The sequence below is a fragment of the Chromobacterium phragmitis genome, from assembly GCF_003325475.1.
Lineage (GTDB): Bacteria > Pseudomonadota > Gammaproteobacteria > Burkholderiales > Chromobacteriaceae > Chromobacterium > Chromobacterium phragmitis.
The window spans coordinates 3,269,141-3,283,664 of sequence record NZ_CP029495.1 but is presented as its reverse complement, the minus strand read 5'-3'; the positions used below and the strand labels follow the sequence as shown (position 1 = coordinate 3,283,664).

12 protein-coding genes are annotated in these 14,524 nt (G+C 63.9%); 2 read left to right on the top strand and 10 right to left on the bottom strand.

Annotated features, from left to right (window positions below; genetic code table 11):
• Nucleotides 1-32 precede the first annotated feature (32 nt).
• The 4 genes from glyS to hemG all read right to left on the bottom strand — a co-directional run bounded on the left by glyS (nt 33) and on the right by hemG (nt 4,854).
• A complete protein-coding gene (glyS, locus tag DK842_RS15545; RefSeq protein ID WP_114062255.1) occupies nt 33-2,093 on the bottom strand; it encodes a glycine--tRNA ligase subunit beta in 2,061 nt (686 codons plus the stop codon).
• A 15-nt stretch (nt 2,094-2,108) separates the two neighbouring features.
• A complete protein-coding gene (locus tag DK842_RS15540) occupies nt 2,109-2,537 on the bottom strand; it encodes a surface-adhesin E family protein (protein ID WP_114063762.1) in 429 nt (142 codons plus the stop codon).
• A gap of 61 nt (nt 2,538-2,598) precedes the next feature.
• A complete protein-coding gene (gene glyQ, locus DK842_RS15535) occupies nt 2,599-3,489 on the bottom strand; it encodes a glycine--tRNA ligase subunit alpha (RefSeq protein ID WP_114062254.1) in 891 nt (296 codons plus the stop codon).
• Nucleotides 3,490-3,546: 57 nt separating this feature from the next.
• Nucleotides 3,547-4,854 (bottom strand): protoporphyrinogen oxidase, encoded by a 1,308-nt coding sequence (hemG, locus tag DK842_RS15530; protein WP_168191928.1) that lies wholly within the window; start codon nt 4,852-4,854, stop codon nt 3,547-3,549.
• Between the two features lie 171 nt (nt 4,855-5,025).
• Here hemG and DK842_RS23930 point away from each other — a divergent pair, with 171 nt between their 5' ends.
• On the top strand, nt 5,026-6,555 hold the full coding sequence (locus DK842_RS23930) for a methyl-accepting chemotaxis protein (protein WP_232538499.1): 1,530 nt from the start codon (nt 5,026-5,028) through the stop codon (nt 6,553-6,555).
• 52 nt (nt 6,556-6,607) lie between these two features.
• Here DK842_RS23930 and tdh read toward each other — a convergent pair whose 3' ends face one another.
• From tdh to hemB, 4 genes are all read right to left on the bottom strand, one after another.
• Nucleotides 6,608-7,633, bottom strand: coding sequence for an L-threonine 3-dehydrogenase (gene tdh / locus DK842_RS15520; RefSeq protein ID WP_114062252.1), 1,026 nt, complete (start codon nt 7,631-7,633; stop codon nt 6,608-6,610).
• A 52-nt stretch (nt 7,634-7,685) separates the two neighbouring features.
• The gene (locus DK842_RS15515; RefSeq protein ID WP_114062251.1) at nt 7,686-8,885 is read right to left on the bottom strand and encodes a glycine C-acetyltransferase; all 1,200 of its coding nucleotides are present in this window, start codon (nt 8,883-8,885) and stop codon (nt 7,686-7,688) included.
• A 131-nt stretch (nt 8,886-9,016) separates the two neighbouring features.
• A complete protein-coding gene (locus DK842_RS15510; RefSeq protein ID WP_114062250.1) occupies nt 9,017-9,214 on the bottom strand; it encodes a hypothetical protein in 198 nt (65 codons plus the stop codon).
• Between the two features lie 75 nt (nt 9,215-9,289).
• The gene (gene hemB, locus DK842_RS15505; RefSeq protein WP_114062249.1) at nt 9,290-10,297 is read right to left on the bottom strand and encodes a porphobilinogen synthase; all 1,008 of its coding nucleotides are present in this window, start codon (nt 10,295-10,297) and stop codon (nt 9,290-9,292) included.
• Between the two features lie 750 nt (nt 10,298-11,047).
• Here hemB and DK842_RS15500 point away from each other — a divergent pair.
• Nucleotides 11,048-12,133, top strand: coding sequence for a porin (locus DK842_RS15500; RefSeq protein WP_114062248.1), 1,086 nt, complete (start codon nt 11,048-11,050; stop codon nt 12,131-12,133).
• Between the two features lie 121 nt (nt 12,134-12,254).
• Here DK842_RS15500 and dnaJ read toward each other — a convergent pair whose 3' ends face one another.
• Together dnaJ and DK842_RS15490 are read right to left on the bottom strand one after the other, a co-directional pair.
• Entirely contained in the window at nt 12,255-13,376 is a 1,122-nt protein-coding gene (gene dnaJ / locus DK842_RS15495) for a molecular chaperone DnaJ (protein WP_114062247.1), read from the bottom strand.
• 45 nt (nt 13,377-13,421) lie between these two features.
• Complete coding sequence (locus DK842_RS15490; protein ID WP_114062246.1) at nt 13,422-14,498, bottom strand: fatty acid desaturase family protein; 1,077 nt, start codon at nt 14,496-14,498, stop codon at nt 13,422-13,424.
• Nucleotides 14,499-14,524 lie beyond the last annotated feature (26 nt).

Genomic DNA, 14,524 nt, shown 5'->3' with positions numbered 1-14,524 from the left:
GCCTCCCATCCAGGTACGATGTTTCCCGCCGCTTATTCCGCCAGCAGCGAAATATCGGCCACGCGATTGAACAGCGCGGCCAGGCTGGCCAGCAGCGCGATGCGGTTGGCCCGCACCTTGGCGTCTTCGGCCATCACCATCACGCCGTCGAAGAACGCGTCCACCGGCGCCTTCAGGCTGGCCAGCTGCGACAGGGCGCCTGAGAAATCGTGGGCGGCGAACTTGGCCTCCACCGCCGGGGCCAGTTCCTGCACCGCGGCGTACAGCGCCTGCTCGGCGGCTTCCTGCAGCAGCGCGGCGTCCACCACGCCGACTTCGCCCTCGGCCTTCTTCAGGATGTTGTTGACGCGCTTGTTGGCGGCGGCCAATGCAGCCGCTTCCGGCAACGCCTTGAAGCCGGCCACGGCGGCCAGCACCGCGCGCACTTCATGAATGCGGCTGGGCTGCAGCGCCAGCACGGCGTCGATCTCGTCGCCCTTGTAGTCGGCTGCCAGATAGTTCTTCAGGCGGTCCATCATGAAGCCGAATACCTCGTCGGCGACATTGGCGGACAGCTTGCCGGCCGGGAAGGCCTCAGCCACCGCAGCCAGCAGCGCCTTCAGGTCCAGATCGGCCTCCAGCGCCATGCGCACCACGCCCAGCGCGGCGCGGCGCAGCGCGAACGGGTCCTTGTCGCCGGTCGGAATCAGGCCGATGCCCCAGATGCCGACGATGGCTTCCAGCTTGTCGGCCAGCGCCGCGGCGGTGGCGATCTTGCCTTCCGGCAACGTGTCGCCGGCGAAGCGCGGGTGGTAATGGCCCTCGATGGCGGCGGCCACTTCGGCGTGCTCGCCGTCATGCTGGGCGTAATACATGCCCATGATGCCCTGCAGCTCCGGGAACTCGCCGACCATGTCGGTCACCAGATCGGCCTTGGCGAGATAAGCGGCGCGGGCGGCCAGCGCGGCGTCGGCGCCCAGCAAATGGGCGATGGCGCCGGCGATGCTTTGCAGACGCTCGACGCGTTCCAGCTGGCTGCCGATCTTGTTGTGGTACACCACATTTGCCAGACGCGGCAGCCGGCTGTCCAGACGATGCTTCTTGTCCTGCTCGAAGAAGAACTTGGCGTCGGACAGGCGGGCGCGCAAGACGCGCTCGTTGCCGCCGACGACGAAGGACGGATCTTGCGGCGCGATATTGGACACCAGCAGGAAACGGTTCATCAACTTGCCGTTCTGGTCCAATAGCGGGAAGTACTTCTGATTCTGCTGCATGGTCAGGATCAGGCACTCTTGCGGCACATTCAGGAATTCGGCCTCGAAGCCGGCCTCCAGCACCACCGGCCACTCCACCAGCGCGGCCACTTCATCGAACAGCTCGTCCGGCGCGGCGATGGTGGCGCCGAGCTTGGCGGCGGCCTCGGCCAGCTTGTGGCGGATCAGCTCGCGGCGCGCGTCGAAGCTGGCGATCACCTTGCCCTGCTCATGCATGGCGCGGGCGTAGGCGTCGGCGTTGGCGATGCTCACTTCGCCCTGCGACAGGAAACGGTGGCCGCGGGTGGCGTTGCCGCTCTTCAGGCCCAGCACCTCGCCGTCAATCACCTTGTCGCCGTGCAGCATGATCAGGCCGTGCACCGGACGGACGAACTGCACGTCGGAGTCGCCCCAGCGCATCAACTTGGGCACCGGCAGCTTCTTCAGCGCCAGCGTCACCACATCGGCCAGCGCCGTAGACAACGCTTCGCCGGCCTTGGCGCTGGAATAGGCGTAGACGTCCTGCTTGCCGTTGTTGACGATGGACAGCGCGGACACCTCCACGCCGCAGGAGCGGGCGAAGCCAGCCAGCGCCGGCGTCGGCTGGCCGTCCTTCATGCCGGCGGCCACGGCCGGACCCTGGCGGGTGACGTGCTGGTCGGGTTGCACGGCGAGCACGCCGGGCAGTTGCACCGCCAGGCGGCGCGGCGACGCATACACCACCGCCTCGGCGTCGGCGGCGGCGAATTGCGCCTTCTTCAATTCTTCGGCGATGGTCTGGGCAAAACTCGCGGCCAGACGCGGCAGGGCCTTGGGCGGCAGCTCCTCGGTCAGGAGTTCTATCAACAGGGTGGCGTTCATTCTCTTCGGTTTCGATTATTGGTTCGCGGATCCGGCCGCGTCGCAAATCACCTTCATCATGGTGTGGGCGACCGAATCCTGGCTCACCGGCTGCCACTTCCACGCATGGCGCGGCACCGGGAACATGGTGGAAAACAGGTGCTTGTTGTTCTTGTCGAAATACTCGGAACCGACAAACACGTACTGGTACTGCTTGCAATCGGCGTAACCGGTGGTGCGTCGGATATAAAAATGAAGCCGGTACGATTTCTCGTAGCGCTGCTTGGCGAAGCGTTCCTGGTTGATGAAATGCACCAGCCCGTCCTTGCCCAGCCACAACGCGTTGCCGTCTATCGCCAACTGCAGCTGGGCGCCGTCCTGATACACCACCCAGTCTGCGGCGGGCTGGGGCTGGACCCATGCCGGCAGCGCCAACATCAGCCAGAGCGCGGCTTTGATTCTCATATCCATCCCCTGTCAGGCCTGGCGGCCCCGGCCGCCGGTCCTAACAGCATAGGCAAACAGGTCAGTCCTTGCGACACATCGGGAAGCCCAGCGCCTCGCGGGCGTCGTAATACGCCTGCGCCACGCCGCGCGACAGATTGCGGATGCGTCCGATGTAGGCCGCGCGCTCGGTCACCGAAATGGAGCCGCGGGCGTCCAGCAGATTGAAGGTATGGCCCGCCTTCAGGATCATCTCGTAGGCCGGCAGCGGCAGGCTGGCCTCCAGCAACGTCTTGGCTTCGGCTTCGTAGTCGTTGAACTGGCGGAACAACAACTCGACGTTGCTGTGCTCGAACGCGTACTTCGACTGCTCCACTTCGTTCTGATAGAACACATTGCCGTAGGTGACCGGCTGGCCGTCCGGCAAGTGGGTCCAGATCAGGTCGTAAACGTTTTCCACGCCCTGCAGATACATCGCCAGGCGCTCCAGACCGTAGGTGATCTCGCCCAGCACCGGCTTGCAGTCCAGGCCGCCCACTTGCTGGAAGTAGGTGAACTGGGTCACCTCCATGCCGTTCAGCCACACTTCCCAACCCAGGCCCCAGGCGCCCAGCGTCGGGTTTTCCCAGTTGTCCTCCACAAAGCGGATGTCCTGCACCGTCGGGTCCAGTCCCAGCTCCTGCAGCGAGCCCAGGTACAACTCCTGGATATTGGACGGCGACGGCTTCAGCACCACCTGGAACTGGTGGTGCTGGAACAGGCGGTTCGGGTTCTCGCCGTAGCGGCCGTCCTTGGGGCGGCGGCTCGGCTGCACATAGGCGGCGTTCCAGGGCTCAGGCCCCAGCGCGCGCAGGAAGGTGGCGGTATGGGAGGTGCCGGCGCCCACTTCGGTGTCGTACGGCTGCAAGAGCGCGCAGCCCTGGCGGTTCCAGTAATGCTGGAGCGTGAGGATGATTTCCTGGAAGGTAAGCATAAAGGTTGCTGTTGGCGAAATTAAGAAACAAGGGTCGATTCTACCGCCTGACGCCGCTCACGCAAAGCCGGGCTCCCGCCCGGCCAGCTGGCGGGCCAGCCGGCGCCCCTTTCTAAGGCAGTCCGGCAGCGATGCGCCGTCCAACCAGTTGGCGCACAGGTATAGCCCCCTGCCGCTCCAGGGCTCGGCCGCCCGCCGCAGCCGGCGCTGCAGCGCGGTGCCCTGCGGCAGCGCCTGCGGCCAGCGAACCAGGTGCTGCGCCAATGGCTTGCCGCGCGCGCCGAACAGGCGCTCCAGCTCTTCGTTCAGACCTGCCAGCAGCGCGTCGTCGCTCTGGTTCAGCACCCCGCGCCGACGGCGGCCGCCGATGAAGCTGGTCACCAGCCGCGTGCCGTCCGGACACACGTGCGGATAGATGTTGCTGACCGTCAAATGCCCCAGCGTCAACGCTCCCTCCCCGCCAGGATGCAGCGCGCCGTAGCCCGGCAGCGGCCGCTCTACCGCATCGCCGTCCAGCAGCGTGGATACCACAGCCAGCGGCGCGTACGGGATGCGGCGGCATACGTCGGCCATCTCCGGCGCCAGCGGATGCAACAGCTCCGCCGCCTCGCCCGCCGGCAGCGCCAACACCACCTTGTCCGCCCACTCCCAGCCGCTGCCGGCCCGCAGCCGCCAACCGGCGCCGTCGCGACGCAGCGCGGTCACCGGAGCGCCCAGCCTCACGTCCAGATCCTGCGCCAGCCGCTGCGGCAATTGCTGCAGGCCGCCCTGCAGCGTGCACATCCGCGCGCGCGCGCCGCGCTGCCGCCACAGCCCCCGCCACAAAGGCGCCGGCTGGCCGGCCGCCTGCGCCAGCTTGGGCAGGGTCTCCGCCAGCGACAACTCCTCTGGATCGCCGGCGAAGACTCCGCCGGCGAACGGCTCCAGCAATTTGTCCAGCACCTCCTGGCCAAAGCGGCCGCGGCAGAATGCCGCCAGGCTGGCCTCGGCCTCGGCTGGGCTGCCCGGCCGCAGCAAACCCTTCAATAGCTGCCACTTGGCCGGCCAGCTGAGAAAACCGCCCGCCATCAATTGCCAGGGGCCGGCCGGCAGCGGCCGGTAGCGGCCGCGCTGCAGCACGTGGCGCAGCCCGGCCCCCTGCTCCGGCCACAGCGGCGACAAACCCAGCTCGGCCAGCCACTGCCGCAGCTCATCGTCCAGCATCAGGGTGTTGGGCCCCATTTCGCACAGCGCCTCCGCTTTCAGCGTGCTCACCTTGCCTCCCACTCGTCCGGCCGATTCATACACCCGCACCGGCACTCCCTGCCGCTGCAGCCACCAAGCACAGGATAGCCCGGACACGCCGGCGCCGATTACCGCGATCATGATTGCTCCCATCTTCAAAGCCAATTTTGTTCAATCACGATTATCCGCATGCGGCCGGCGCGCTCATTGACAGCGATCAACCGCCGCCGCGCGCGTGAAAACACCGCAAGCAGGCTATACCGAGAGCAAGCTTTCCAATGCGAAGAAACACCTATGCGACAAGCCCTCAGCATGAAAAAACGCCTCTGGCTGCTGGCCCTGATCAATCTGGCCGTTCTATTCGCCCTCGCCATCGCCGGCCTCTTCCAGCTCCACAGCATGGCGACGGGCACCCGCGACGAATTGGAGCAGGTGAGCAGGGGCAGCAAGATCAATCATGCGATGCAGTTGGCCAATCTGCATTTCAAAGTACAGGTGCAGGACTGGAAGGACATCCTGCTGCGCGGCAACGATCCCGGCGACTACCAGCGCTACCTATCGTCCTTTGATCAGGAAAGCGATATTGTCGACCGCTCGCTGGCCGAAGCCGCCGACGCGATGAAAAACGCCAGGCAAGCCAGCGGGAAGATAGACGCGGCAAGAGAAGAGCATCGCAGACTGAACCAGCGCTACCGCGCCGCGCTGTCGTCATTCCTCCAAACGGACCCTCAGGCAGGGCAAACCGTGGACAAACTGGTGCGCGGCATCGACCGCGACATGACTGACCGCCTGCTGCGTGAAAGCGATGCGATGCAGCAAGGCTTCGAACGCCTGCTGGATGAACAGATCGCCGAAGCCGGCGGCGCCTATCGCCAGACCCGCGATCTGTTCATCGCCATCGCCGGCGTCAGCCTGCTGCTGCTGGCCGGGGCCATCGCCCACATCGGCCGCGGCCTGTTCCGCCAGGTGGGCGGAGAGCCCGCCGAAGTCGCCGCCATCGCCCGTCGCGTAGCCGGCGGCGACCTGACCGTCAGCGTCCGCCTGCGGGACGGAGACCAGCACAGCGTGCTGGCGGCGATGCGGCAGATGGTGGACAAGCTGACCGAAGTGATCGAGCAGCTGCGCCTCAACGCCGAGCAGTTGAACGCCACCTCGTCCGAGGTGGCCGCGTCGGCGCAGGCGCTCAGCCAGAGCGCGTCGCAACAGGCGGCCAGCCTGGAAGAAACCAGCGCCTCAGTGGAAGAAATCGCCGCCACCGTGGCGCAGAATTCCGAAAACGCCAACCTCACCGACACGATGGCCGGCCAATCCGCCGCCAGCGCCGGCGACGGCAGCCAGGCGGTCGACCGCACGGTGGCCGCCATCCGCGACATCGCCGGCCGCATCGACGTCATCGGCGATATCGCCTACCAGACCAATCTGCTGGCGCTGAACGCCGCCATCGAAGCCGCCCACGCCGGCAGCCACGGCCGCGGCTTCACCGTGGTGGCGGCCCAGGTGCGCAAGCTGGCCGAGCACAGCCAGCAAGCTGCCCGGGACATCTGCTCGCTGGCCCAGGACAGCGTGCGGACGGCGGAGCAGGCCGGAGCGGCGCTGAACGACATGCTGCCGGCCATCCGCAACACCGCGCACCTGGTGCAGGAAATCGCGCTGGCGTCGCAGGAACAAAGCGAAGGACTGCAGCAGATCAATACCGCGGTCAGCCACCTGTCGCTGGCCACCCAGATGAACGCTTCCACCTCGGAGCAGCTATCCGCCGCCTCCGACCAACTCAACACCCAGGCCGACCACCTGCGGCGCATGATGGCTTTTTTCCGCACCGGAACCGGCGCGCCGGAATGAAAATAGCCCCGCAAGCTCGCGCCTGCGGGGCTGTCGACAGAAAACGGACGGCTCAGCGCCAGTCCAGGATCACCTTGCCGCTCTGGCCGGACAACATGGCGGCGAAGCCCTGCTCGAACTCGTCCACCTTGAAGTGGTGGGTGATGATGGGGCGGATATCCAGTCCGGACTGGATCAAGGCCACCATCTTGTACCAGGTCTCGAACATCTCGCGGCCGTAAATGCCCTTGATTTCCAGACCCTTGAAAATCACCTGGTTCCAGTCGATGGCGGTATTGGACGGCGGGATGCCCAGCAGCGCCACCTTGCCGCCGTGGTTCATCGTTTCCAGCATCTGGCGGAAAGCCTGCGGGTTGCCGGACATTTCCAGCCCCACGTCGAAGCCTTCGGTCATGTGCAATTCCTGCATCACCGCCTTCAGGTCTTCCTTGGCGACGTTGACGGCGCGGGTGGCGCCCATCTTCTTCGCCAGCTCCAGCCGGTAGTCGTTGACGTCGGTGATGACCACGTGGCGCGCGCCTACGTGCTTGGCGATGGCCACCGCCATGATGCCGATCGGGCCGGCGCCGGTGATCAATACGTCCTCGCCCACCAGATTGAAGCTCAGCGCGGTGTGCACGGCATTGCCGAACGGGTCGAAGATGGAGGCCAGATCGTCGGAGATGTCGTCCGGGATCGGGAAGGCGTTGAAGGCCGGAATCACCAGGTATTCGGCGAACGCGCCTTCGCGGTTGACGCCCACGCCGGTGGTGTTGCGGCACAGGTGGCGGCGGCCGGCGCGGCAGTTGCGGCAATGTCCGCAGGTGATGTGGCCCTCGCCGGACACCCGCTGGCCGATCTGGAAGCCCTGCACTTCCGAACCCATGCCGGCGACGACGCCGACGTACTCGTGGCCGACATGCATCGGCACCGGGATGGTCTTCTGCGACCATTCGTCCCAGTTCCAGATATGGATGTCGGTGCCGCAGATCGCGGTCTTGACGATCTTGATCAACAGATCGTTGTGGCCGACTTCCGGCAGCGGAACATCGGTCATTTCCAGGCCGGGAGCGGCCTTCAGCTTGGCTAGCGCCTTCATGTCTCTATCCTTGCGGCCGCGCGGACCCCGCGCGGCTTGTCATGCGGTCAAATCAGATCACGCCCAGCTCGCGGCCCACCTTGATGAACGCGGCCACGGCTTTTTTCACCTGCTCTTCGCTGTGCGCGGCGGACATCTGGGTACGGATGCGCGCCTTGCCCTTGGGCACCACCGGGTAGGAGAAGCCGATCACGTACACGCCTTCGGCCAGCAGCTTGGCGGCCATTTCGCCGGCCAGGCGGGCATCGCCCAGCATCACCGGGATGATCGGGTGCTCGCCCGGTACCAGGGTGAAGCCGGCGGCGGACATTTCCTTTCGGAACAGCTCGGCGTTGCGGCGCACCTTGGCGCGCAGCTCGGCGCCCTCGCCGCTCTTCAGGATGTTCAGCACTTCCACGCTGGCGGCGGCGATGGCCGGGGCCAGCGTATTGGAGAACAGATAAGGGCGCGAGCGCTGGCGCAGCAAGTCGACGATGGGCTGGTGCGCGGCGACGTAGCCGCCGGAGGCGCCGCCCAGCGCCTTGCCCAGCGTGCCGGTGTAGATGTCGACGCGGTCGGACACGCCGCAGTATTCCGGCGTGCCGGCGCCGGTTTCGCCGATGAAGCCGACCGCGTGCGAATCGTCCACCATCACCAGCGCGTCGTGGCGTTCGGCCAGATCGCAGATGCCCTTCAGGTCGGCGATGATGCCGTCCATCGAGAACACGCCGTCGGTGACGATCAGCTTGAAGCGGGCGCCGGCGGCTTCGGCGGCCACCAGCTGCGCCTCCAGATCGGCCATGTCGTTGTTCTTGTAGCGGAAGCGCTTGGCCTTGGACAGGCGCACGCCGTCGATGATGGACGCGTGGTTCAGCTCGTCCGAGATCACCGCGTCCTCTTCGGACAGCAGGGTTTCGAATACGCCGCCGTTGGCGTCGAAACAGCTGGAATACAGGATGGTGTCGTCGGCGCCGAGGAAACCGGAGATCGATTTTTCCAGCTGCTTGTGGACAGACTGGGTGCCGCAGATGAAACGCACCGAGGCGCAGCCGTAGCCATACTGGTCCATGCCGGCCTTGGCCGCCAGCACCAGCCGCTTGTCGTCAGCCAGGCCCAGGTAGTTGTTGGCGCAGAAGTTCAGCACATGCTCGCCGCCGGCCAGCGCGATATCGGCGCTTTGCGGCGTGGCGATCACGCGCTCCGGTTTTTCGAAACCGTCGGCCTTGATCTGGGCCAGCGTGGCTTGCAGGTGAGCGAGATAAGTGTGATTCATGGCAGTCCTTTGCATAGGCCGGACGCGGGAACCGAAGCCGCGTCCGCGGGCATCGCGCGCCGCTTCTGGGACGCGCGCCGAAAACTGCCGCCATTCTAGCCCAGCCGCATGCGGGCTAGCAGTGACAGTTGTCAGCGTTTTGGCGGCTCTCTGTCACCCTGCCGCCATATTTCCGGCTCGTCCTCGCCCTCCCAACGCAGCGGCCGCGCGCCTGGCGGCAGCTCGATGGGAGGCTCCCGCCGCGCCAGCCTGGCCAGCACGCCAACGGCGGTGATGGCCGGCGCGGCGATCACCGCCAGCCAGAACCAGGTGGAATGCAGCACGTCCATTCTTCGTCTCCGCAAAACGAACACCCCTTGCCGCGCTCGCGGCAAGGGGTGCGGTCCGTCACTTCATATTATCGCCTATCCGCGCTGGCGCAGCAGGCGGGCGGCGTCCATCGCGAAATAGGTGAGAATGCCGTCGGCGCCGGCGCGCTTGAAGGCGAGCAGGCTTTCCATCATGCACTTCTCTTCGTTGAGCCAGCCGTTCTGGAACGCCGCCTTCAGCATCGCGTACTCGCCGGACACCTGATAGGCGAAGGTGGGCACATGGAAGGTATCCTTGACCCGGCGGATCACGTCCAGGTAAGGCATGCCCGGCTTGATCATCACCATGTCGGCGCCCTCCTCCAGGTCCTGCGCCACTTCCTGGATCGCCTCTTCGATATTGGCCGGGTCCATCTGGTAGCTGTTCTTGTCGGCCTTGCCCAAGTTGGCGGACGAGCCCAGCGCGTCGCGGAACGGACCGTAGAAGCCGGACGAATACTTGGCGGAGTACGCCAGGATCTTGGTGTGGATGAAGCCCTCTTCTTCGAACGCCTCGCGGATGGCGCCGATGCGGCCGTCCATCATGTCGGACGGGCCGAACACGTCGACGCCGGCCTCGGCATGGCACAGGCCCTGCTTGATCAGGATCTCGGTGGTTTCATCGTTCAGCACGTAGCCGTTGGCGTCGATCACGCCGTCCTGGCCGTGGATGGTGTATGGATCCAGCGCGCCGTCGGTCATCACCCCCAGCTCCGGAAAGCGTTTTTTCAGCTCGCGCACCGCGCGCGGCACCAAACCGTCCGGGTTATAGGCCTCGCTGCCTTCATTGTCCTTGTTGCCGGTGATCACCGGAAACAACGACAGCATCGGGATGCCCAGCTCCAGCGCCTCTTCGGCCACCGGCAGCAGCTTGTCCAGCGTCAGGCGCGGCGCGCCCGGCATCGACGGCACGTCCACCACCTGATTGCTGCCCTCCATCACGAATACCGGATAGATGAGGTCGTTGGTGGTCAGCACGTTCTCGCGCATCAACCGGCGGCTGAAATCAGCCTTGCGCATTCTGCGCATGCGGGTCACCGGGAAATAGCGATTGGCAAAAATCATGACGACAGCCCCTTAAAAAAGACAATGACAATTGTACGCCCAATCCAGAGCATGCGGCAGCAGCCATGACACATCCGCCCCATGCATGGATGCCGCTCCTGCTCAACCATGATCCGATATCGCCTGATCCGGCCCACCATGCCCAAAACATGAAATGAATGGCGTTTTCAGGAGACTGCCCGCTTCTCGGCAAAGCCCTGGCCGCCTGCCGCAAACCTGCGCTTCAGGAAACCCGCTCGGAAGAACTCGACAAGACGGCACTGCCCTCAGGAGGCCAGATGGGAGTCAAAGCGCGGCCAGCGGCTACTGGGCGATGGCCAAACACACGCTCAAACCCGCGCCCGCAGCGTCAAGTCGACCGCCAAGCATTCATCCGGCTATTTTCTGCATGAGAAAAAAACATTTGTCATGAAATGTGCATTTGCAGCAAATTGCCAAAATGCAACACAAGATATCAATATTTACAATATTAAAATAATTCCAATGGCATGGCATGGAACATTAACAATGAAGAAAATAGCAAATTTTAACAATAACTACTTGATAAAAAATAAAATATGAAAATGAATAGATGTTCAGCAGAAAATTACAACATAGTCATGTCAGCAATTTGTTCCTATCTGTTAAGAAGTATGTCTTGACGAAAAACTCATCGCTCGGACACACTGCCGAACCTAGTACGGCGGAATAAAAACAACACCGCTGGCAGGCGCCTTCGGGCAGAAATCGAAACAAAGGGTTTTAGAGAAAATGAAGAAAATCGCACTCGTCGCCGCCATCGCAGCGGCCATCCCGGCATTCGCGCAAGCCGATGTCAATATCTACGGCTCTCTGCGCGCCGGCGTTTCCGTCACCAAGAACAGCGACAACAACTACGGCTCGACCTTCGGCGTCGACGACTTCGGCAGCCGCATCGGCTTCCGCGGCAAAGAAGATCTGGGCAATGGCCTGAAAACTATTTGGCAAGTAGAAACCGGCTTTACCGTCGATGGCGCGGGCGGCACCGGGACAGCCTCCGGCACCTTGGCCAACCGTCAGAGCTTCGTCGGACTGGAAGGCGGTTTCGGCACCGTGCGCGTCGGCTACATCAATGACGTGATCGGCGACACGGAAGCCACCGACAACCTGTACGGGCCCCGTCGCGACAGCATGGGCGCAGGCTTCCCGCTCTACGAAGCGACTGATGTGTTCGGCGCCTACGGCGACTCCCGCTTCAAGAACAGCATCCGCTACGACTCCCCCGATTTCTACGGCTTCAACGCCTCCGCTCAATACGGCGCGGGTGAAAGCCGCGCCGCCGGCCAAATGAAGCAAGGCGAAAAATACGGCGTGCGCCTCGGCTACCAAAACTCCGGCTTCTTCGGCGCCTGGGTTTACAGCAGCCAGCTGAATACCGGCGCCAACAAGAACAGCACCATCAACCGCATCGAAGGCGGTTACACCAGCGACAGCCTGTATCTGGCGGCAACCTACCAATGGGTGACTCTCTACGGCAATGCAAGCGCGCTGCCCGGCACCGCTAACCTGAGCCCAGTCATCAATACCGGCGTCAACAAGCTGGAAAACACCGCCTGGGCCCTGAATGCCGCCTACACCATCGGCAAGTTCAAGCCCTCCATCGTCTACTCCAAGCGCGACAACGCCAAGGTGGACGGCACCCGCTACACGCTGGGCGCTTCGCAGTGGGCGCTGGGCCTGGATTACACCCTCAGCAAGAGCACCTTGCTGGAGGCCGGCTACGGCCAGGTGAAAGAAAACCGCGACGCGCAAACCATCAATGGCCACGCCAAGGACACATCCTCGATTTACTGGGCCATGATCAAGCACAACTTCTAAGCCGCTCCGGTTTCTGGAGTCAGCCAACAGCCGCCTTGATGGGCGGCTGTTTTGCTTGGCGGCATCCAAACAAAAACGCCAGCCCGCTGGCTGGCGCGTTGGATCCGGCAGGGCGCGCGGCTTATTCGAAGAAATCGCGCAGCTTGTCCATGAAAGACTTGGAGCGCGGGTTATGAGTGGCCACATCGCCCTGGCTGATCGCCTCGAACTCGCGCAGCAGCTCCTTCTGGCGCTCGGTCAGCTTGACCGGCGTCTCCACCACCACGTGGCAATGCAGGTCGCCGAACTCGCTGCCGCGCACTGCCTTCACGCCCTTGCCGCGCAGACGGTAGACGCGCCCGCTCTGGGTTTCCGGCGAAATCTTCACCTTGGCCATGCCGTCCAGCGTCGGTATTTCCACCTCGCCGCCCAATGCCGCGGTGGAGAAGGAGATCGGCATCTCGCAGTGCAAGTCCATGCCGTCGCGCTGGAACACCGCGTGCTGCTTGATATGGGTGACCACGTACAGGTCGCCCGCCGGGCCGCCGTTCTGGCCCGGTTCGCCCTCGCCGCCCAAGCGGATGCGGTCGCCCTCGTCCACGCCGGCCGGAATCTTCACGTTCAGCGTCTTGGTGGTCTTCTTCTGGCCGGCGCCGTGGCAGCTGGTGCAGGGATCGGTGATCTGCTTGCCCGTGCCATGGCAAGTCGGACAAGTCTGCTGGATCGAGAAGAAGCCCTGGCTCATCCGTACCTGGCCGTGGCCGCCGCAGGTGGAGCAGGTCTTGGGTTGGGTGCCCGGCTTGGCGCCGGTGCCGCTGCATGTGGAGCATGACTCGTGCGACGGAATGCGGATCTGCTTCTCGCAGCCGCGCGCCGCCTCCTCCAGCGAGATCTCCATGTTGTAACGCAGATCCGCGCCGCGATAGACATTGGAACGCCCGCCGCCCTGGCCGCCGCGGCCGCCGCCGAAGATGTCGCTGAAGATGTCGGCGAAATCGCCGAAACCGCCGAAACCCTGGCCGCCGGCGCCTGCCTGCGGATCGACGCCGGCGTGGCCGAATTGGTCGTATGCGCCGCGTTTCTGGCTGTCGGACAGAATCTCGTAGGCTTCCTTCACCTCCTTGAACTTGTCCTCGGCTTCCTTGCTGTCCGGATTGCGGTCCGGGTGGTACTTCATCGCCAGCTTGCGGTAAGCCTTCTTGATGTCATCGTCGGAGGCGTCGCGGTTGACGCCCAGCACGTCGTAGTAGTCTTTTTTGGACATCTGCTGTCACTCTCAAATTCTGGTTGCCGCAGGAACGGGACCCGCTCACAGCGCGGCCGGTTGTCTACCCATCTGTTTCAAAAATCGGAAATGCGCCCTCATTGCCGCCGATACCGAGCGGAACGACTGATAAGGCATGCCATGCTCGCGGCAGGCTTCCGCCACGATCCGGCTCAAGGCCGGATAATGGACATGGCTGGTCTTGCGGAACAGGTGATGCTCCACCTGGAAATTCAACCCGCCCATGTAAAACGTCACCAGGCGATTGCCGCAGGCGAAATTGGCCGTGGTCTTCAACTGGTGCACCGCCCATTCATCGGCCATTTTGCCGTCCTCCCCAGGCAGCGGGAACGCCGCCCCCTCCACCGTGTGCGCCAGCTGGAACACCACCGACAGCGTCAGGCCGAACAGCAGATGCACGCAGAGGAAGGCCAGCAGCACATGCGAAAGCGGGTGATACATCGCCGGCAGCGCCAGCGTATAGCCGACATACAACAGCTTGGTGGCCACGAAATACGGCCACTCCCACCAGGCGCGCCTGGGCAGCGGGGTATCGCCGATTTTGCCGCGTATCATCTTGTGCCAGTCGCTGAACAGCAACCAGAACAGCGTCAACAGGCTATACAGGAATACCGCGTACCAGTGCTGCAGCCGGTGCCAGGGCCGCCACGGCGTGGCCGGCGACAGGCGCATCAGGCTGCCCAGCGCGATGTCGTCGTCCTTGCCGTCCACATTGGTGTAAGTGTGGTGCAGCACATTGTGCTTCTGCTGCCACATGCTCTGGCTGCCGCCCAGCACCTCCATGCTGGAACCCATCAGCCAGTTCACCCAGCGCTTGCGGGAATAACTGCCATGCGCGCCGTCGTGCATCACGTTGAAAGCGATCAACACCAAGCCCTGCGCCAGTCCGAATCCGGCCAATAGCGCCGACCACCAGTGCTCGACGCCCCATACCAGCATCGCGTAACTGAAGCCTGCCAGCGCATAGGCGAACACGGTTTTGAAATGCAACAGCCGGTTGCCGGTGTGGCGCTGCCCGGTTTGCTGAAAATAGGCGTCAACCCGGGACTTCAGCGTTTCGAAAAACGGCCCGCGAGCCGAAAAGGTGATACGGGACGACATTCACTCTCCAGAAGACCTGGCCGCCA